Genomic DNA, 20,177 nt, shown 5'->3' with positions numbered 1-20,177 from the left:
GGGGATGACGATGAAAAACGTAGCAAATCAGCGATATTATTTAGTGCGTGAAGATGTCCTGACAGATGCGATGCAAAAAACATTGGAAGCAAAACAATTATTGCAAAAAGGATCTGTTTCATCCATTTGGGATGCGGTAAAAGAAGTGGATTTATCTCGCAGCGCATTTTATAAATATCGGGATGCAGTTTTTCCTTTCCATTCGATTGTGCAAGAGCGTATTTTAACGGTTTTCATTCAATTGCAAGATCGAAAAGGTACACTTGCCAAATTACTCGAAACTGTATCTGATGCCCATTGCAATGTACTGACGATTCACCAGACGATTCCCATTCAAGGACGTGCCAATGTGACGCTTTCTTTAGATGTGACAAGCATGTCTTATGAGCTGGATGAACTTATTCGCAGCTTAAATCAACTTGAATTTATCGAATCTGCTGAAGTAATCAGTTCAGGCGCATTTTAACTATTCTTCAAAGCGCGATGTTGCTTGTAGGGAAAAGTGAGATGTCCCTGTGCAATTCCATCAGAATATAATTAAATAAAAATTGCTGTCCAATAGGTTTTAGGGCATATTGGACAGCTTTTCTTATAGGATGAATTTCCAGAAAATTTAGAACTTATAATCGAGGTGCTTATTAATGTCAGAAAAAAATTGGGAAAAAAGAGTTGCTTACCTAGGTCCGGAAGCATCATTTACATATTTGGCGACAAAGGGATTGTTCCCGCATGATTGGCATATCCCGTACAAATCCATCCCGGAGTGCATTGAAGCTGTATCTGAGGGGAAAGTCGAACTGGCGGTTGTCCCTGTAGAAAATGCGCTGGAAGGTTCTGTCCCACTGACAATTGACTATTTGTATCATGAATCCGAGCTTTTCGTTACAGCAGAAGTCATGTCGAAAATCCAGCAACATTTATTAGTAAATAAAAAATTCGCAGAAAATAACGAGGTAATCGAGGAGATTTATTCACATCCGCATGCTTTGGCACAGTGTCATAAATATCTATATTACAATCATGGTGACGTAAGACAGACATCGTATTCTTCAACAGCTGCCGCAGCTGAACTTGTTTCCCGTACGGAAGACCGATGTATCGCTGCTGTCGCGAACTTTTCTGCCGCTGAGAAATATAATTTACATATACTCGAACATAATATCCATGATTTCCATTTTAATCATACGCGCTTCTTTGTTTTATCGAAGCAAAATATAAAGCATGGTTTAGTACCGTTGCAGGCACAGCCGAAAACAACATTTATGCTTACATTACCTACAGATGTGTCTGGTGCGCTTCATCAAGTACTTTCGGTATTTGCATGGCGTAAACTGAACTTGAGCAAAATTGAATCACGACCACTGAAAACAGGACTCGGGAATTATTTCTTCATAACTGATATACTAGCAGATGAAGAGGAACCGATGATGAAAGGCGCTATGGCAGAATTGATTGCGCTAGGCTGCAAAGTGAAATCACTCGGGACATATTATACATATGCCACTCCGGAATGAGGTGAAAAGCATGAAACGAATCTTATTATTTGATGGAGAGTGCAATGTCTGTGATGCAAGTGTCCAGTTTATTATAAAACGTGACCCGAAAGCATTGTTTCAGTTTGCCTCGCTTCAAAGTGATATTGGAGTAGCTTTATTGAAAAAGTATGATGTGCCGGAAACAACGGACAGCATTGTGTTTATAGAAAATGACCGGCATTATACGGAATCGACGGCCGCACTTAATATTACACGAAATTTATCAGGTTTATGGAAGTTGTTTTATGTATTTATCGTTGTACCAAAACCGGTTCGCGATCTTGTGTATCGCTGGATTGCAAAAAACCGCTACAAATGGTTCGGGAAAAAGCAGGAATGCATGTTACCGTCACCAGAACAGCGAAAACGATTTTTATAAAATGTACAGGTGCACTCCGCTTCATGCGGAGTGCATTTTTTGATTGTTAGGATCGATCAGGTTTTTTAATGGAACAATGTTGCCTCTTATTCCGGGCGATATATTAGAAAATCGCCATTTTATTAGAAGATAAAAATTTATATTAGAAAATCTGCAAATATATTAGAAATTCCGTCAAGAAATCAAACTTTCCAATAACGGAGCTCGTCTAATTGATGAAAGGAGGTATTCCGGTGGAAGGTTATTTAATAAATGATACCGCTAACTTATCAAATGAAGCGATTATAGATGAACTAATGCAACATTACGGAGACGACGTATTAAAGCTTGTCATGCAATATGTACATAACAACTCGATTGCCGAGGATCTGACACAGGAAATTTTCGTGAAATGCTACAGGGCACTTCCTTCTTTCCAATACGGATCATCGTTAAAAACATGGCTTTGGCGCATTGCAATTAACCATTCAAAAGATTATCTGAAAAGCTGGTATGCCAAAAATGTTGAAGCTAAAGATGATGAAGCTTTTATGCAAGTGGAAAGCAGTATTTCCGTTGAACAGGAAGTCATCCAGCAACAGGAAGATGATAACTTAGTAAAGGCGGTCATGGCGCTGCCGATTAAATACCGTGAAGTTATTTATTTATGTTATTACGAAGATCAGACGATGAAGGAAATGGCTGATGTACTGCAAATTAACGAGAGCACAGTAAAAACGAGGCTTCGAAAAGGGAAGCAACTATTAAAAAAACATCTGGAGCGTGAAGAAAATGGATGATCGTTTAAAAAATTTGAAAAAAGCGATGGATCGCACTGCATTTTCCAGCACGAAGTTCACAGAGCAGCATAAAGAAAATGTTCAGCGACAGTTAAGCGCTGAGGAGTTGAAAAAGGTTATTTTATCACTACTTTTTGAAGCGAAGTCCGGTATTGAAATTACGCAATTACTCCATGTAAGAGGGATACATGATGTTGTCAACAACGAGGGGATGATCTATTCAATTCTTCACGAACAGGAAAGCGATGGATATGTGCTTGCCAATTGGAAGGAAGGCGTTAAGCGATACGAGTTAACGAAGACAGGTAAAAAACAATTACAGCAAGGCGGGCATGTGAAACTGACAATGAAGGAACGTCTATTGGGGGTGCGCATGCATGCAGAGTGAAAGGTTTTTAAGTAAAGTAACCGCCTTTATTCGGTCAAAGGAAGCTCAGGTTCATGTATATGGCGAATTAAAGCACCATATAGAACATTCGAAAAATGCATGGATGAAAAAAGGGTATACACCGGAGGAGGCCGAACGAAAAGCAATCGAAGAAATGGGGTCGGCGTCTGAAATCGGAAAATCCATGGACAAAATCCACCGGCCGAAAATTGACTGGTTGCTGATTAGTTTAGTTGCCATTCTTTTAGGTGCAAGTTTTATCCCGATATTATCATTTGACAGTACCATCATTTTTGGAGTTGATATGACCGATTATTTTATTCGAAATAAATGGCTGCACCTTCTATTTGCCGTAATATTGATTGCAGCACTGATGTATATCGATTATCGGAAGCTGGAGCGCTTCAGTCTAGCTATATATTTTGGTGCACTTATTTTGTTAATGATATTAAATTATTTTCCGACAACTATGGTACAAGGGCAAAGCTATTTAATGGTAGGACCGATACAGATTCAAGCTTGGACCGTTTTACCATTGCTGCTCATTGCTTGGGCAGGCTTTTTTACGCAGAGAAAACTTAAAAGCTGGCAGTTAATTGTGTTATTTGTTTTGCCGTTATGGTTTATTTTAAGTGCACCAAGCCTGATAGCAGCCCTCATTTATGCAGGGGTAGTGACGGTATTATTTTTTGTTAGCGACTATTCCGCCAAGACAAAACTTGTGACAAGTTTAGCGGTAATCGGGTTCATAGTGAGTAGCATGTTCTTTATCATTCCTCGGTTGCACGATTATCAGCTTGTACGGTTTTATGCATTTTTGGATCCATCTAGCTATGCAACAACGGAAGGCTATATTTATTTGGCAGTTAAAAATGCACTAAATGAAGCAGGGTGGTTTGGGGCAGAGAAAATTCGTTATATTCCGGAAGGGCATACAGACTTTGCTTTAGTACTGCTAATTCAGGATTTTGGATATATTGCGGGGATTGTTATCGTATCGGTATTATTTGCAATCGCCATTCGTATACTTTGGAAAGTGAACCGATTAACCCGTTCCTATGGCAAAATGCTTGTAATTGGAGCAGTATCTTTTTATTGCATGCAGTTTGGATATTCCGTTGCCATGATACTTGGCTGGTTACCGATTATCGGATTATCGCTTCCTTTTATAAGTTATGGTTTTACACCGCTCCTATTAAACTCATTTGTTATCGGGATTGCATTAAGTGTTTATCGCCGGAAAACATTGTTTAGAAATGGATTACAACGGGATTATTCATAAGAAAAACAGCTTATTCATCTGACAAGTGTCTTTTTGAATAAGCTGTTTTAACTTAGTTTTCAATTAAAAAGCCGCGCTGGCGTAATTTCGCTTCAGCCAGATTCAAACTCTCTTCCGAAGCCGAGCTAATAACGTGTAAGTGTGTACCATCCGTTAATGCAGAAAGATACAATGCATTAGTTTCCTGAACGCGTTTCACAAAATGCTCAACTTCCAAGCGGTTAGATACCATGATCGAAGCGGTAATTTCTCCATATACCGGATGTTCGACAATAACGCTTTCGACCGTAACCCCACAATCGACCAGTATGAAAAGTTCTTCTTTTGCCTCATTTGGATTATGCATACAGACAATTTTTCGCTGAAGGCGTGTTTGTTGGACATTGTGCATATAAATATACCCTTGGCTTGTTGCTACAATCGGTTCATTTCGTGCTTTCAATAAATTCATATCATTGACGATGACTTGTCTTGAAACATTTGTATGCTTCGCCAATTCTGTACCTGTCATTGGCTGTTCAGCAATTTTTAACAATGCAAGCAGTTCCAGACGCCGTTCTTCACCTAATAATTTTTTCAATATATTCACCTCAATTAGCATACCAGTTCCTTTTCATCTTATCATATTTACCACTAACTAAGCGTGAACATTGTGGCAATAGCACAATTTGTGCATATGCTATTACGAGAAAAGGAGGAAAGAAGTGCGCGTTCATATTGTTCAAAAGGGAGACACTTTGTGGAAAATCGCGAAGCAATACGCGGTTGGCTTTGATGAGTTAAAGCGATTAAATGCCCATTTAGCAAACCCTGACTATATTGTTCCGGGAATGGAAATCTATTTACCGGACACGACAGCGAAAAAAGAAATGCACCATCCTGTGAAGGAACAGCCAAAGTCTGTTAAAGAGCAGCCGGTACCAACACCGGCACCAGCGCCAACACCAGCCCCAGCACCGAAAAAAGAGCAAATGGTTAAGCCGGCACCAGCGCCAGCACCAGCTCCAATGCCGATGCCACAGCCGCAAAAGCCAATTTGGCAAGGGGATATTATTTATTTCCAGCAACCACAGCCGATGCCAATGCCGAGTTGGCAAACAAATGTACATGTTCAGCCGACATTTGAAAATACGGTGACAGTACCGCAACCAATGCCAATGCCACAGCAACCGGTTGTTCAACCACCTCCGCAGCAACCACAGCATCCGATTTTTATCGAACAACCGCAATATATCCAGCCAATGCCGATGCCAATGCCAATGCCAATGCCACAAATGCCTGTGTGCCCAACGTGTCACCACATGCCAATGCCAATGCCACAAATGCCTATGTGTCCAACATGTCATCACATGCCAATGCCAATGCCGATGCCACAAATGCCTGTATGTTCAAAATGTCATCAAATGGCCATGGAATCTCCAATGCAGATGCAACCAATGTCAATGCCACAAATGCCTGGATGTTCGAAATGTAACCAAATGGCAATGGAATCCCCAATGCAAATGCAGCCAAATATGTATATGGAACAAATGCCGATGTCGGTGCCTATGCAAATGCAGATGCAGCCGATTTTCCATGAAGAATCATCGTTGAAGAGAGATCATTGCCAGGATAAGGATCACCTAGTACACCAGTATTATGAAGAGATTGATCACATGATGCGTCAACCAAACCCTTGCTGTCACCCACAAATGATGCCATATCCATCAAATCAGATGCCTCAAATGCAACCAATGCCACATCCGCCGAAATCATGTCAATAGTAATTAAAGAAAATTGCTGGAAGTGGGATACACATAAAGGGTCCTTTTTTATGAAGTACTATGAGAATGGTTTTGTTGCGCAGAAAGTTAAAGCGATTCATCGAGAGCTTGAAAATATACAATTTCCATATCATATTCCACTTATAGAAAATGAAGAGCCACATATATTAAAGCAGTTTTGGTTTGAAGGAAAAAGTGCGGAGTATAAACGTTTTGAACATCAGCAGCTTTCCCTCCATGCAATCGAAAAACTGCATGAAACAAATGAAGTCATTCCTTGGGCGGAAACGGGCATCTTGTCCACGTATCAATTACAGGAGAAGTGGACGAGGAGATTTGAACGTTTTATCAATCATGAAAGAGAACTAAGACGTTTATTAAAAAGCAATTATGATATTTTAGTCAATCATGCTTCCTATGCCTTAGGTTTAATGGCTCAAATTACAGTTCCGAGTGAAAAGCAAACGATTTTACATGGGGATGTTGTTCATCATAATGTGATGCTACGTGGTGAAGACGTGAAACTTATTGATTTTGATTTAGCTTCTTTAGGAGAGGCGTCAGATGAAATTATTTTATGGCTTCATCGCGTATTACCACATGTTCAGTATGAGGTCCAGCCACTTGTAAATGACCATCATTATTTGCATAAAGCGCAGGAAAAGCTTCATTATCTGTTTTTCCCGAATGAAATATTAAGGGAATGTCTATTTTATTTGAAACTCAGCGATCGACAAAAGCTTTCCTGCTATCCGTTTATTCAATCGATTGTTTATGACTGGATGAAAAATTATGATTCTTTTGCAAGACAAATTGATTCATTGCAAAACTGATTGGCAGTTTATAATCGATGTTAGATGGAGAAGAATATGATAAACTATTAAAGGCTGTCTTTAAAGACGGTCTTTTCTTTTTTGGTGCAACATACGTTCGGTAATTCACAGTTCTTATGCTATAATAGAGCGAGAAATGTGAGGGATAAAACGATGTATGATTATTTAAAGGGACAGGTTACTAGGGTTACACCAGAATATATTGTATTAGAGCAACAAGGCATTGGCTGGATGCTCTATACACCAAATCCATTTGCATTCCGTACATCTGCAAGTGAACAGCAAATCTATGTGTCATTACAAGTACGTGAAGATGCCCAAAATTTATATGGATTCAATAGTTTGGAGCAACGTGAATTATTTAAAAAACTGATTCAAGTATCAGGTATCGGTCCAAAAGGTGCGCTTGCTATTTTAGCGAGCGGAAATCCAACTTCAGTCATCCAGGCAATTGAAATGGAAGATGAAGCATTTTTAATCCGTTTCCCGGGTGTCGGGAAGAAAACAGCTCGTCAAATGATTCTCGATTTAAAAGGGAAACTGGACATGCTGCTTGATCACGTCGAATTACCGAGCGCCGAAAATGAACTGCCATTATTTGGAGTGAATCCGAATGAGCATGAGTTGCAGGAAGCGATGCTGGCACTTGTCGCTTTAGGCTATTCAGAAAAAGAATTAGATAAAATCAGATCCCAATTAAGTGAAGACGAAAAGTTAACGACGACAGACGCCTATATTAAACAGGCATTAAAGCTGTTGTTGAAATTGAAATAAAAAGGAGTGAGAATCATGTCAGACCGTGTACTTTCTGGTGAAGCAACAGATGCCGAGCAGCAGTTTGAGCTATCTTTAAGACCACAACGTCTAGCGCAATACATAGGCCAGGATAAAGTGAAAGAAAACCTTAAAATCTTTATCGAAGCCGCTAAGCTACGTCAGGAAAGTCTTGACCATGTTCTCCTTTATGGTCCACCAGGTTTAGGGAAGACGACGTTAGCGATCGTCATTGCAAATGAGATGGATGTAAATGTAAAGATGACGAGCGGTCCTGCAATTGAACGGCCTGGGGATTTAGCAGCGATTTTAAGCTCCCTTGAAGCAGGGGATGTACTTTTTATCGATGAAATTCATCGCCTGCCTAGAGCGATTGAAGAAGTGCTTTATTCTGCAATGGAAGACTTCTGTCTTGATATCGTTGTCGGAAAAGGTCCTGAAGCCCGTTCGATCCGATTGGAATTGCCGCCATTTACACTCGTCGGTGCAACAACGAGAGCGGGTGCTTTATCTGCTCCACTTCGTGATCGGTTCGGTGTATTATCGCGCTTGGAATATTATGATGAGCAGTCTCTCGCTGAGATTGTTGTCCGCTCCGGCGAATTATTCGGTGTTGCGCTCGATAAGCATGCGGCATTTGAAATTGCCCGCAGATCCCGTGGGACACCTCGTATTGCAAATCGATTGTTAAAACGTGTCCGAGACTATGCACAAGTATTGGCAGATGGCATTGTTTCCACAAGTTTGGCTGAGCAGGCACTCGAGCTGCTGCAAGTTGATCCTCGTGGCCTTGATCATATTGATCATAAACTGATGCAGTCAATGATTGAACGCTTCGGCGGGGGTCCTGTCGGATTGGATGCATTAGCGGCATCAATCGGGGAAGAGCGTATTACAATTGAAGATGTATATGAACCATATTTAATGCAAATCGGATTTATCCAACGAACACCACGCGGTCGAATTGCGACAAATCTATGTTACGACCATTTCGGTTATCCGCCGACACAAAATGAATAGAAGGAAGTTTTGAACGTGAAAGTAGAAGATTTTGATTTTTATTTACCAGAGGAATTAATTGCCCAAACACCACTATTGGACCGTACAGCGAGTCGTCTAATGGTAGTAAATCCGAACTCGCTTGAAGTGGAACATCACACATTCGGTCATATTTTAGATGAATTAAATGCAGGGGATTGCCTTGTATTAAATGATACACGTGTATTGCCGGCACGGTTAATGGGTGTCAAAGCTGATACAGGTGCGAACATTGAGTTACTGCTGTTAAAACAGACAAATGACGATGAGTGGGAAACGTTAGTAAAGCCTGCAAAGCGTGTGAAAACAGGCACTGTCGTTACTTTTGGCGATGGACTATTAACGGCAATTTGTACGGGTGAGCTGGATCATGGCGGCCGTACTTTTAAATTCACATATGACGGAATCTTTTATGAAATTTTAGATCAGCTTGGTGAAATGCCATTACCGCCATATATCCGTGAAAAGTTGGATGACCAAGACCGTTATCAAACGGTTTATGCAAAAGAGCGCGGGTCTGCAGCTGCACCAACAGCGGGTCTGCATTTTACACAGCCTTTACTTGAAGCGATTAAAGCAAAAGGTGTTGAAGTCGTATTTATTACACTGCATGTAGGACTTGGTACATTCCGCCCTGTAAGTGTGGACTCGATTGAGGACCATGATATGCACTCTGAATTTTACAGTGTGACAGAAGAGGCAGCGGCTGTAATTGAACGTGCTAAACAAGCAGGGGGCAAAGTTATATCGGTAGGGACAACTTCAACTCGTACACTTGAAACTGTCGCATCGAAAAATGACGGTAAAATTGTCGCTTCTCAAGGATGGACAAATATTTTCATTTATCCGGGATATGAATATAAAGCAATCGATGGCCTGATTACAAACTTCCATTTACCGAAGTCGACATTAGTAATGCTTGTCAGCGCACTTGCTTCAAAGGAAACAATTATGAACGCTTATGAACAGGCAGTTAAGGAAAAATACCGTTTCTTCAGCTTTGGCGATGCCATGTTTATCCGCCCGGCTAAGTAATTTGCAATTAAACAAAAACCTATATACAATAATGATTTGTGCAACACCTACTAAATTTAGTAGGTGTTTTCATTCGAAGTACTGTGTTTACTTTAGAAACGAGAGGATTTTTATATTATGACTGAAACAAAACAACCACCAATTCGCTATGAATTGATTAAAACATGTGCCCAGACAGGTGCACGACTAGGTATTGTCCATACACCACACGGTTCATTTGAAACACCGACTTTTATGCCGGTCGGTACACAAGCGACAGTAAAAGCAATGAGCCCAGAAGAATTAAAAGAAATGAATGCAGGAATTATTCTGTCAAACACATATCATCTATGGTTGCGTCCAGGAAATGATATCGTGAAAGAAGCAGGCGGACTGCATAAATTCATGAACTGGGATCGTCCAATTTTAACGGATTCAGGCGGTTTCCAAGTATTTTCATTATCAAAATTCCGTAAAATCGAAGAAGAAGGCGTTTATTTCCGTAACCATTTAAATGGAGACAAGCTGTTTTTATCACCGGAAAAGGCGATGGAAATCCAAAACGACTTAGGTTCTGATATTATGATGGCATTTGATGAATGTCCACCATTCCCTGCGACATACGAATACATGGAAGCATCTGTTGATCGTACAACACGTTGGGCAAAACGCTGCAAAGAAGCACACCAACGTCCTGACGAGCAAGGACTGTTCGGTATTATTCAAGGCGGAGAATATGAAGAGCTGCGCCGTAAATCGGCTGAAGCTTTAGTGGAGCTGGATTTCCCGGGTTATGCAATCGGCGGTTTATCAGTTGGTGAACCTAAAGATATTATGAATAAAGTATTGGAATTTACTGCACCTATGATGCCGGCAAATAAACCGCGCTATTTAATGGGTGTTGGTTCACCGGATTCGTTAATCGATGGAGCAATGCGCGGCATCGATATGTTTGACTGTGTATTACCAACACGTATTGCACGTAACGGTACATTAATGACATCTGAAGGTCGTATGGTTATCAAAAATGCAAAATATGCAAAAGACTTTACGCCAATCGATGAAAATTGCGACTGCTACACATGTAAAAACTATACGCGCGCTTATGTGCGTCATTTATTACGTACGGAAGAAACGTTCGGTTTACGTTTAACGTCATACCATAACCTGCGCTTCCTTATTAAATTAATGGAAGATGTACGTCAGGCTATCCGCGAAGACCGTCTAGGCGATTTCAAAGAAGAGTTCTTTGAAAAGTACGGTTACAATAAACCGAATGCTAAAAATTTCTAAAAATATGTTCGAAATTCGAAATTCAATATAATTTTTTGAGAAAAAAAAGAGTTTTTTTGCGCAAAAACGTGCAATTCTATACTATACTAGGTAAGTGAGAAAGAGATAGAGAAAGGGGGCAATTTGAAAATGGAAGGTTTAGTACAATTTTTACCGATTATCGTAATGTTCGTTGCGATGTGGTTCATTTTAATTCGTCCGGCACAAAAACGTCAAAAAGCAACTGCTACTATGCAAAACAGCTTAAAACGTGGTGATAAAGTAGTTACTGTAGGTGGCTTACACGGAGAAGTAGATGCAATTGAAGATACGACTGTCTTTTTATTAGTTGACGGAAATACACGTTTAAAATTCGAACGCCAAGCAATTGGCCGTATAGAATCGGTTTAAACGTTACATAAAAAAGCTTGTGGATTTTAATTTTCCACAAGCTTTTTTGTATTTTTCATGCAATTTCGAACAAGCTATTGTATGAGAGGTGAATCAATTGGAAGATTATACATTAATTATATTTCGAACAATTGTTTTATATATTATTTTACTAGTTGTTTTCCGCCTTATGGGCAAACGTGAAGTTGGTGAGCTCAGTATTGTGGATTTGGCAATATTCGTATTGATGGCTGAAGTAGCTGCAATCGCCTTAGACGATTATGACAGGCAGTTCTTTAAAGCCATTTTACCGATAATTTTATTATTTTTGATTCAATATTTAAATTCCTGGCTCATATTAAAAAATAAAAAACTGCGCGATTTTATTGAAGGTGATCCGTCGCTTGTTATCCGCGACGGATATATTTGTGAAGCGGAAATGAAAAAGCAGCGCTATAATCTCGATGATTTACTCCAGCAATTACGTGAACAGGGAGTATGCTCTGTGCAGGATGTTGCCTACGCTTTTTTGGAGCAATCCGGAAAGCTATCGATTTACCAAAAAGATCAGGGCGGATTTATTTTACCTCTCATTTTGGATGGCTATGTTGACAAAAGACATTTAAAAATTATTGGTAAAGATGAAAAATGGCTCGTTCATGAATTATTGGTAAACGGTTATCCCAATATACGCGATATATTCTACTGCAGTTATGAAGACGGAAAGTGGTTTGTCCAATTACGAGCGCGAAAATATTGAACGAAGATAATGGAAATCGTTAAAACGGATTTGTTTTGTAATGAACAGTAACAGCAAGACAAACCCAATCGTAATTGCAACGCTTACGATAAGCGGCATGCCGGCAGCGATAATCGGCTGTACAAAACAAGTAAGGATGAAAATACCATACGGCAGAACGAAGAAGCGGAAACCTACATTAATCTTTTTCTGCTGCCTAATGGAAGCAATGTGTAAGAAGGACGTAATTAATACGCCAAAGCCTATAGCGATAATCGCGCCTTTTTCCTGAATGGCAGGTTGTGAGGCAAGGAAAAACAGTAAAAACAGTTTCCCTATTCCTCCATAGATGGAATTCATCATGGCAGCCTGTGCTTCATCTAGTGCTTGTAAGATGGAATGAAGCGGACTCTGTATATAATAAAAATAAAAAATAGGAGCCAATATTTTCATATAGCCACGATTTTCCTCAAGATGGAACAGTACCATAGTCAACTCATCGCCGTGTATGAAAAACACAGTAGCGGCCATACAGCCAATTAAAGAAGATAGTCGTAATGAATGTGTAATGCGTTTATTCAGCAACGGGTAATTATTGCTGGCTAGTGCGCTGCTAACGGCAGGAATGAGTACAATTGCCAATGCAGCAGGTATGAAAGCCGGAAACAAGAGTAATGGTATATGCACACCTGAGATGATACCGTACAATGTAGTTGCCGCGCCTGCAGCCAATCCTGAAACCGTCAGTGCCTTTAAGAAAATGATTGGTTCCAAAAACCATGTAAAGGTACCAAATAATTTACTGCCGGCTGATGGCAATGCAATATTAAAAATCGGTTTTGTAAAGGAAGTGCCTGTTGATCCCTTCTTGAACATTCTACTCGAGCGTTTATAAAAAATTGCCAAAAACAGTAATGAAAAAATCTCACCAATTGCTGTTATCCCCATAGCGGCTGCTGCTGTCAATGCAGGCGATTCCGAAATGAAATAAGGTAACAATACGACAATGAGACCAATCCGTACAAGCTGCTCAAGAAGCTGTGCCCATGCAGTTGGTGCGATTTTTGCTAAACCTTGCAAATATGCTTTTATTAAACTTGAAAAGATTACGATCGGAATTGTGAAAAGGCTAATATAAAGAGTAAAAATAAGGTTTTCATTATGTAAAAGCACTTTTGCGATATACGGAATAGCAAAATAAATGAATGGGCTAAATAAAATAATTGAAATAGCCGAAATTTTGATTGCCGTTTTCATTACGGATGTGACATGTTCCGTTTTCTTTTTCGCATGGTATTCTGCAATCAGCTTGGAAATGGCAATCGGAATACCTAATTGAATAAGCGAAATGAAAAATATAAATGTCGGATAAGCCGTCATATAAAGCCCGACCGCTTCCTCCCCGGCAATACGCATAAACTGCATTCTGTACATAAACCCAAGACATTTTGAAATAAATATAACAAACATTAAAAATAATGTTCCTTTTAGAAATGAGCCCAAATAACTTCTACTTTCTCCCTTCTCAATTTAATTTCATTCATATACAATAAAGTATGCAGTAGTAATCGCAGTTAAAACCTAAGTTCAGGAGTGATCGACATGCAAATTCCATTTTTCAGCCTTTACGAAAAGGTACAGCTTATATTGACGAACAAAATCGAGGAATTCCATTACTATGGATATGATTCGATAACAGAACAGGATTTATGGAAATATTGCATTGATAAGGTGTGGCGCAAAAGAGATGTGCAAAATATGCGATTGCATGAGCTGACAGCCGGCATTTTCCGTGCTACTGCTTCGGAAGTGCTAAGCTATATGCAAATAAAGGATTTTAAGCGCAATGAATTGAACTTAAAGCTTTCCAATGAAGAGCTGCAAGGTTTGTTCCATGTGCTTAAAGAGTAGGGAAAAATAAGAATAATATAATAAATTATCTAGTAATAATTTGACAGTTTCCATAAGCTGTTTCATAATGAGAGTGTTGTGCTTTTCAAACTATCGGAATGTTATTTTTGAAAAGTGATTCAGAAAATTATTGAAATGAATACATAGTTTGTGGAAGGTAATTTTTACGTTTTACATCACACCGCGTTTCGTGTGATATTGAGGAGGATTTTTTAATGAAATTAGCAAACCGTATCATTACGTTCGTTCTTGTCGTAGCATTGCTATTTACAGGGATGGGCACAACGGTAGAGAAGGTTTTAAACGATGTAAAACTTGGATTGGACCTTCAAGGTGGATTTGAAGTACTTTATGAAGTGGAATCACTTGTTGATGGACAAAAGATTACCCAAGATGTATTGGCAGATACGACTACGGCATTAGATAATCGTATTAATGAATTCGGGGTTAGTGAACCAAGCATTCAAATTGAAGGGGAAGACCGAATTCGTGTACAGCTTGCAGGATTAGCGGATCAGGATTCTGCACGTGAGCTATTATCGAGTACAGCGAATTTAACTTTCCGTGACGTAAATGATAATATTTTACTCGATGGGACAGATTTAAAGGAAGGTGGCGCAGCGCCTTCATTTGATCAGCAAAACCAACCAATTGTAACTTTAACTTTGAAAGACGCAGCGAAATTCGCAGAAGTGACGCAAAAAGTCATGAGCATGGGCGCACCGAATAACTTATTAGTTGTTTGGCTGGATTTTGAAGAGGGCGTAGATTCTTACGCTGAAGAAAGCAAAAAGCCTCCTGAAGAGCAAAAATTTGTTTCTGCGGCATCTGTTACACAAGTATTAAATACTACAGATGTTATGATTTCTGGTAACTTCACAGTAGATGAAACGAAAAACTTTGCATCTATACTTAATGCAGGTTCATTACCTGTTAAGTTAACGGAGATTTATTCAACATCGGTTGGGGCACAATTCGGTGAAGATGCTTTAAATGATACAGTATTCGCAGGAGTAGTCGGCGTACTGCTAATCTTCCTGTTCATGCTGCTTTACTACCGTTTACCAGGGTTTATCTCAATTATTACTTTATCGGTATTCACATATTTAGTGTTAATCGTCTTTAACGGTATTAATGCTGTATTAACATTACCGGGTATTGCCGCGATCGTATTAGGGATCGGGATGGCCGTTGATGCAAATATTTTAACTGCCGAGCGTATTCGTGAAGAACTACGTGTTGGCCATTCTGTAAAAGATGCATTCAAATTAGGTTCAAAACAATCACTATCAGCAATCATTGATGCGCAATTGACAACTCTACTTGCTGCTGTCGTATTATTCTACTACGGGACAAGTTCTGTTAAAGGTTTCGCTACAACATTAATTATTTCGATTTTACTATCATTTGTAACAGCTGTATGGGGTTCCCGTATGTTGCAGGGGCTTCTTGTAAACAGCGGCTATTTCAATAATCCGGCATGGTTCGGAATTAGCAGATCGAAACAGCATTCACTTGATGAAGGGATCACTTCATTGGATTTAACAACGAAATTTGATAAATTGGACTTCGTTGGAAACCGTAAAAAGTTCTATGCGATATCTACAATCATTTTAGTTGCAGGTATTGTTGTGCTAGGTGTATTCAAACTGAATTTAGGGATCGATTTCTCAAGTGGTACACGTGTAGAGATTAAATCGGATACAGCACTAGTACAAGAAGAAGTTAAGAATTATCTGGATGAAATCGGTTTTGCTAACGAGGATGTTGTTATTTCAGGCGATAATCAGACAATCGCTGTAATGCGATATAAAGATGACTTCTCTCAACAAGAAGTACTTGATTTTAAAGGGCAGGTAAACGAAAAATACGGACATGAGCCAAGCTTAAGTACAGTATCGGATACAGTCGGAAAAGAACTGGCGAAAAATGCAATGTATGCATTGGCGCTTGCGGCACTCGGTATCATTATTTATGTGGCGATCCGCTTTGAATGGCGTATGGGTCTTGGGGCGATTGTTTCATTACTGCATGATGTATTCTTCATTATTGTTATTTTCAGTATGCTGCGTCTAGAGGTAGATATTACGTTTATCGCTGCGGTATTAACAATTGTCGGTTATTCGATTAACGATACAATTGTCACGTTTGACCGGATCCGTGAAAATATTGACCGTCACGAAAAAATTACGACGAAAGAAGAGCTTGCGTTGATCGTCAACAAATCTCTTCGTCAAACAATGGGACGTTCCGTGAATACAGTATTGACGGTTATTGTAGTAGTTATAGCATTGATTTTCCTAGGTGCTCCATCAATTCAAAACTTCTCAATCGCTTTATTGATCGGGCTAGTTACAGGGATTTACTCTTCAATCTGTATCGCGGCACAAGTTTGGTATTCACTGAAATGCCGTGAAATGGACAAAAAAGGTACTTCTGTTGTGAAAAAAGAGAAAAAACAATGGGGTTCAGACGAGCCACAAGTTTAAAAATATTAAACCGCGTAATTGCATTTTGCAAATTACGCGGTTTTTTGTTTACCCTTTTTCAAAAAAAGGAATAAATTTCTTAACTAAAGCGTGAGAGGAGCCTCATATGAAAATTCAATGGACATTGGTAGTTGGACTCATTTTTGCTATAATAATTGCCATTTTTGCTACAGTTAATGTGGATAGTGTGCAGGTGAATTATGTCTTTGGAGAAGCACGCTGGCCATTGATATTAGTTATTTTAGGGTCAGTATTAATCGGTTTTATCATCAGTTTTTGTTTTTCGGCATTCCGTATGTACGGAGGGAAAAGGCAAACGAAAGCAGTTCGAAAAGATCTTGAAGCTGCACACGTACTGATTAATGAAAAGGATGCTGAGATTGTCCGATTGAAAAACGAGCTTCGTGAACGGGGTGCTTCCGTATTTGTGACTGAAGAAATTCCGGATAATGATGAAATGCCGAAAAATTAAACAAAAAGTGATGCTTACCAATAGTAGCTATCTGAAACGCGAAAAACGTTTCAAATAGCTTTTTTAATTGTTAACATATTCCGTAAAGAACGGGTTGATAACAATATAATGTATCCATTTTAATAAATACTCTTCCTGAAATTACATATCAATTTTTCTACTAATATCGGAAGAAACTTTGGGAAACGCAATAGATTTCCGTTATAATGAACTGCGTGAGGAAGTGAATATATATGATACAGTCACAAAAATTATGGACAATAATAAAGCAAGATGAGCAACTTATAAAACAATTTAGTGAACAGCTGAATATTTCAACGATCGCAGCAAAAATATTAATTGCCCGTGGCTGCACATCGATAGAACAAGCAAAGCCATTACTGAAAAATGACGAAACTCAGTATCATGATCCGTTTCTAATGGCTGGAATGGAAGACGCGGTTATGCGTATTGAACAAGCATTGGATAACGGTGAAAAGATTCTCGTATACGGTGATTACGACGCCGATGGTATTACAAGTACAACTGTGCTGCTCAATGCTTTACTAGATCTGGGGGCAGATGTCAGTTTTGTTATTCCGGATCGTTTTATTCATGGATATGGACCGAACGAAGAACTTTTCAAAAAAGCTTATGAAGATGGCGTAAATTTAATTATTACGGTCGATAATGGGATAAGCGGGATTGAACAAGTAAAAGTGGCAAGAGAGCTTGGTATGGATGTGATTATTACCGATCACCATGAAGCGGGTGATATTTTACCGGATGCCAACGTCATCATCCATCCGCGTGTGCCAGAAGGTCATTATCCGTTTGGAGAACTCGCAGGCGTAGGGGTAGCCTTTAAATTGGCACATGCATTGTACGGCGAGTTGCCTGATCATCTATTTGAATATGTGGCAGTAGGGACGATTGCCGATTTAGTGCCACTCGTTGGCGAAAACCGCTATTTAGTACAGCGCGGTTTACAGGCGTTAAAGCAGTCTCCAAATCCTTGGGTAAAGGCCATTTGCGATGCATCAGGGGCAAACAAGAAAGACATCAATGAAGAAACTGTTGGCTTTTATTTTGGCCCCCGCCTGAATGCAATCGGACGACTAGGCAGTGCCGAACCGGGAGTACACTTTTTAATGAGCGAAGACCCGCTTCAGGCAAATACACTGGCTACCCAATTGAATGATAAAAATACTGAACGAAAAAAAATTGTGGAAGACATTACAAATGAAGCAATGGCTATGATTGATGATGATGCTTCATTAAAAGATTCCCTTGTTCTAGTCGTAGCAGGGGAAGGCTGGAATCCTGGTGTTGTCGGGATTGTTGCATCGAGATTAGTTGAAAAATATTACCGTCCGACAATCGTTCTTTCACTTAATCATGAAAAAGCAATTGCGAAAGGTTCCGCGAGAAGTATTGAAGGGTTCCATCTGTATAATGAGTTGGCGAAAAACCGTGATATTTTACCGCATTTCGGCGGACATCCAATGGCGGCAGGGATGACATTACCGATTGAGCATGTGGAATCATTGCGTACACGTTTAAATGAACAGGCCAGACATTGTTTAACCGAAGAACAGCTTGTACAAAAGATGCAGATTGATGTGCCGATAGAGCTAAGTGAAATTACTGTTGATGCGATTGAAGAACTGCGGCAATTGGCGCCATTTGGCACAGAATTTCCGAAGCCGGTTTTTGGCATTCAGGATGTAAAAGTAAAATCGATGCGCAAAATTGGTTCCGGCGAAAATCATCTGAAGATGGAGTTGGAAGATCCGTATCGCTCCCTTGATGCAATTGGATTCAACAAAGGGACTTTACATGATGAGATATCATATGGAGTTGCTCTATCATTAGTTGGGGATTTGCAAATCAATGAATGGCAGGGCAATAAAAAACCGCAATTCATGATTCAGGATGTCCGGGTTAATGAATGGCAGCTATATGATTACCGAGGGAAAAGCAAGACAGCAAACTGGCTTGCAAAAATTAACGTGGAAAAAACGGATTTTATTGCTTTTTCCGAACAGACAAAGTTACATTTTGAACAGGAAATTCCGAAAGAAATAATATATTTTACAGGTGGGACAGAAGCCGAAAAATTACACAGAAATATCGTATTACTCGATTTGCCGGAAAATGTATCCACATTGGAGAAATTACTGCAAGATGTACAAATTGAACGAATCTATGCACATTTATATACCGATCAACCTGCATATTTTAATGGAATGCCGACAAGGGAACACTTTAAATGGTATTACGGATTCCTGAAAAAACGTCCGGATTTTAACTTGAAACAACATATTCGACAATTATCCGAACATATCGGACTAAATATAGAAGTAATTAAATTTATGACAAAAGTGTTTTTTGAGCTAGGATTTGTTACAATAGAGAATGGTTTGACGACAGTAAACGAAAATGCACCGAAAAAAGCATTATCCGAAGCACCGTCATATAAATTGCGTTCACAACAGATTGAACTTGAGCAGAAGCTGTTATATGCAACATACAGTGAACTTAAGCAATGGTTTAATGAACGATTGAGTTCTTGAGGAGGACATAGGAAGAATGGATTTAAAACAGTACGTAACAACAGTTGAAAATTGGCCGAAAGAGGGCATCAGCTTTAAAGATATTACAACAATCATGGATAATGGTCCGGCATATAAATATGCGACTGATGAAATTGTAAAATATGCAAAAGAAGTTGGCGCTGAAATCATCGTAGGTCCTGAAGCACGTGGATTTATTATTGGATGTCCGGTTGCCTATGCATTAGAAATCGGTTTCGCACCAGTTCGTAAACCAGGAAAGCTTCCACGTGAAGTAATTTCTGCAGATTATGGATTAGAATACGGTACAGACACGTTAACAATGCACAAAGATGCAGTAAAACCAGGTCAAAAAGTTTTAATCTGTGATGATTTGCTTGCAACAGGCGGTACAGTAGAAGCAACTGTTCGTTTAATCGAGCAATTAGGCGGCGAAGTAGTAGGTGCAGCATTCATTATCGAGCTTACAGAATTGAATGGCCGCAACAAAATCAACAATATTCCAATTAAAACTTTAATTCAATATTAATCCACAGAACTATCCCGTATAAACTTTGCGGGATA

Annotated in this window: 21 protein-coding genes; 19 read left to right on the top strand and 2 right to left on the bottom strand. The window is 39.4% G+C overall.

The genetic code is table 11. The features are described 5' to 3' along the window. The first annotated feature begins 10 nt into the window (after nucleotides 1-10). From thrR to AC6CH1_RS10810, 6 genes are all read left to right on the top strand, one after another. Nucleotides 11-466, top strand: coding sequence for a transcriptional regulator ThrR (gene thrR, locus AC6CH1_RS10835; protein WP_008405215.1), 456 nt, complete (start codon nucleotides 11-13; stop codon nucleotides 464-466). A 175-nt stretch (nucleotides 467-641) separates the two neighbouring features. Beyond that, nucleotides 642-1,514, top strand: a complete 873-nt coding sequence (gene pheA, locus AC6CH1_RS10830) for a prephenate dehydratase (protein ID WP_427708880.1) — start codon at nucleotides 642-644, stop codon at nucleotides 1,512-1,514. A 10-nt stretch (nucleotides 1,515-1,524) separates the two neighbouring features. After that, nucleotides 1,525-1,914, top strand: a complete 390-nt coding sequence (locus AC6CH1_RS10825) for a thiol-disulfide oxidoreductase DCC family protein (RefSeq protein ID WP_251686672.1) — start codon at nucleotides 1,525-1,527, stop codon at nucleotides 1,912-1,914. Nucleotides 1,915-2,147: 233 nt separating this feature from the next. After that, nucleotides 2,148-2,693 carry a sigma-70 family RNA polymerase sigma factor gene (locus AC6CH1_RS10820; protein ID WP_498317463.1) on the top strand — a complete coding sequence of 182 codons (546 nt, stop codon included), beginning with the start codon at nucleotides 2,148-2,150 and terminating at the stop codon, nucleotides 2,691-2,693. Beyond that, nucleotides 2,686-3,081, top strand: a complete 396-nt coding sequence (locus AC6CH1_RS10815; protein WP_427708885.1) for a helix-turn-helix transcriptional regulator — start codon at nucleotides 2,686-2,688, stop codon at nucleotides 3,079-3,081. Before AC6CH1_RS10820 ends, AC6CH1_RS10815 begins: the two co-directional genes overlap by 8 nt. Continuing rightward, entirely contained in the window at nucleotides 3,071-4,363 is a 1,293-nt protein-coding gene (locus tag AC6CH1_RS10810) for an FtsW/RodA/SpoVE family cell cycle protein (RefSeq protein ID WP_498317461.1), read from the top strand. Before AC6CH1_RS10815 ends, AC6CH1_RS10810 begins: the two co-directional genes overlap by 11 nt. A 52-nt stretch (nucleotides 4,364-4,415) precedes the next feature. Here the strand turns inward: AC6CH1_RS10810 and AC6CH1_RS10805 are convergent, their stop codons facing one another. After that, complete coding sequence (locus AC6CH1_RS10805; protein WP_498317460.1) at nucleotides 4,416-4,964, bottom strand: transcription repressor NadR; 549 nt, start codon at nucleotides 4,962-4,964, stop codon at nucleotides 4,416-4,418. A gap of 103 nt (nucleotides 4,965-5,067) precedes the next feature. Between AC6CH1_RS10805 and AC6CH1_RS10800 the strand changes: the two genes are divergently transcribed. The 8 genes from AC6CH1_RS10800 to AC6CH1_RS10765 all read left to right on the top strand — a co-directional run bounded on the left by AC6CH1_RS10800 (nucleotide 5,068) and on the right by AC6CH1_RS10765 (nucleotide 12,207). Then, on the top strand, nucleotides 5,068-6,126 hold the full coding sequence (locus tag AC6CH1_RS10800) for a LysM peptidoglycan-binding domain-containing protein (protein ID WP_498317458.1): 1,059 nt from the start codon (nucleotides 5,068-5,070) through the stop codon (nucleotides 6,124-6,126). Nucleotides 6,127-6,176: 50 nt separating this feature from the next. Further along, entirely contained in the window at nucleotides 6,177-6,959 is a 783-nt protein-coding gene (locus AC6CH1_RS10795) for a phosphotransferase (RefSeq protein ID WP_251686683.1), read from the top strand. 153 nt (nucleotides 6,960-7,112) lie between these two features. Continuing rightward, on the top strand, nucleotides 7,113-7,733 hold the full coding sequence (gene ruvA, locus AC6CH1_RS10790; RefSeq protein ID WP_427708893.1) for a Holliday junction branch migration protein RuvA: 621 nt from the start codon (nucleotides 7,113-7,115) through the stop codon (nucleotides 7,731-7,733). A 15-nt stretch (nucleotides 7,734-7,748) separates the two neighbouring features. Continuing rightward, nucleotides 7,749-8,753, top strand: coding sequence for a Holliday junction branch migration DNA helicase RuvB (gene ruvB, locus AC6CH1_RS10785; RefSeq protein ID WP_427708895.1), 1,005 nt, complete (start codon nucleotides 7,749-7,751; stop codon nucleotides 8,751-8,753). 15 nt (nucleotides 8,754-8,768) lie between these two features. After that, nucleotides 8,769-9,806, top strand: coding sequence for a tRNA preQ1(34) S-adenosylmethionine ribosyltransferase-isomerase QueA (queA, locus tag AC6CH1_RS10780; protein WP_427708897.1), 1,038 nt, complete (start codon nucleotides 8,769-8,771; stop codon nucleotides 9,804-9,806). 117 nt (nucleotides 9,807-9,923) lie between these two features. Further along, a complete protein-coding gene (gene tgt / locus AC6CH1_RS10775) occupies nucleotides 9,924-11,078 on the top strand; it encodes a tRNA guanosine(34) transglycosylase Tgt (RefSeq protein WP_251686686.1) in 1,155 nt (384 codons plus the stop codon). Between the two features lie 129 nt (nucleotides 11,079-11,207). Next, nucleotides 11,208-11,468 carry a preprotein translocase subunit YajC gene (gene yajC, locus AC6CH1_RS10770; RefSeq protein WP_251686687.1) on the top strand — a complete coding sequence of 87 codons (261 nt, stop codon included), beginning with the start codon at nucleotides 11,208-11,210 and terminating at the stop codon, nucleotides 11,466-11,468. Nucleotides 11,469-11,565: 97 nt separating this feature from the next. Beyond that, nucleotides 11,566-12,207: a DUF421 domain-containing protein gene (locus AC6CH1_RS10765; RefSeq protein ID WP_251686688.1), complete on the top strand. Its 642-nt coding sequence runs from the start codon at nucleotides 11,566-11,568 to the stop codon at nucleotides 12,205-12,207. Here the strand turns inward: AC6CH1_RS10765 and AC6CH1_RS10760 are convergent. Beyond that, nucleotides 12,187-13,656, bottom strand: a complete 1,470-nt coding sequence (locus AC6CH1_RS10760; protein WP_251686689.1) for a putative polysaccharide biosynthesis protein — start codon at nucleotides 13,654-13,656, stop codon at nucleotides 12,187-12,189. The genes AC6CH1_RS10765 and AC6CH1_RS10760 overlap by 21 nt on opposite strands. Nucleotides 13,657-13,788: 132 nt before the next feature. Here AC6CH1_RS10760 and AC6CH1_RS10755 point away from each other — a divergent pair, with 132 nt between their 5' ends. The 5 genes from AC6CH1_RS10755 (at nucleotide 13,789) to AC6CH1_RS10735 (ending at nucleotide 20,142) form a co-directional block, all read left to right on the top strand. Continuing rightward, nucleotides 13,789-14,097 carry a post-transcriptional regulator gene (locus tag AC6CH1_RS10755; RefSeq protein WP_251686690.1) on the top strand — a complete coding sequence of 103 codons (309 nt, stop codon included), beginning with the start codon at nucleotides 13,789-13,791 and terminating at the stop codon, nucleotides 14,095-14,097. A 215-nt stretch (nucleotides 14,098-14,312) separates the two neighbouring features. Beyond that, on the top strand, nucleotides 14,313-16,586 hold the full coding sequence (gene secDF / locus AC6CH1_RS10750; protein WP_427708901.1) for a protein translocase subunit SecDF: 2,274 nt from the start codon (nucleotides 14,313-14,315) through the stop codon (nucleotides 16,584-16,586). 106 nt (nucleotides 16,587-16,692) lie between these two features. After that, nucleotides 16,693-17,058 (top strand): LapA family protein, encoded by a 366-nt coding sequence (locus tag AC6CH1_RS10745; protein WP_498317455.1) that lies wholly within the window; start codon nucleotides 16,693-16,695, stop codon nucleotides 17,056-17,058. Nucleotides 17,059-17,291: 233 nt separating this feature from the next. Further along, complete coding sequence (gene recJ / locus AC6CH1_RS10740) at nucleotides 17,292-19,613, top strand: single-stranded-DNA-specific exonuclease RecJ (protein ID WP_498317453.1); 2,322 nt, start codon at nucleotides 17,292-17,294, stop codon at nucleotides 19,611-19,613. Nucleotides 19,614-19,629: 16 nt separating this feature from the next. Next, nucleotides 19,630-20,142 carry an adenine phosphoribosyltransferase gene (locus tag AC6CH1_RS10735; RefSeq protein WP_008407673.1) on the top strand — a complete coding sequence of 171 codons (513 nt, stop codon included), beginning with the start codon at nucleotides 19,630-19,632 and terminating at the stop codon, nucleotides 20,140-20,142. The last annotated feature ends 35 nt before the right edge of the window (nucleotides 20,143-20,177 follow it).

Source organism: Solibacillus sp. GQ1, assembly GCF_059758555.1.
Note: the sequence above shows the minus strand (reverse complement) of the source record. Positions and strands in the feature narration are given on the sequence as shown.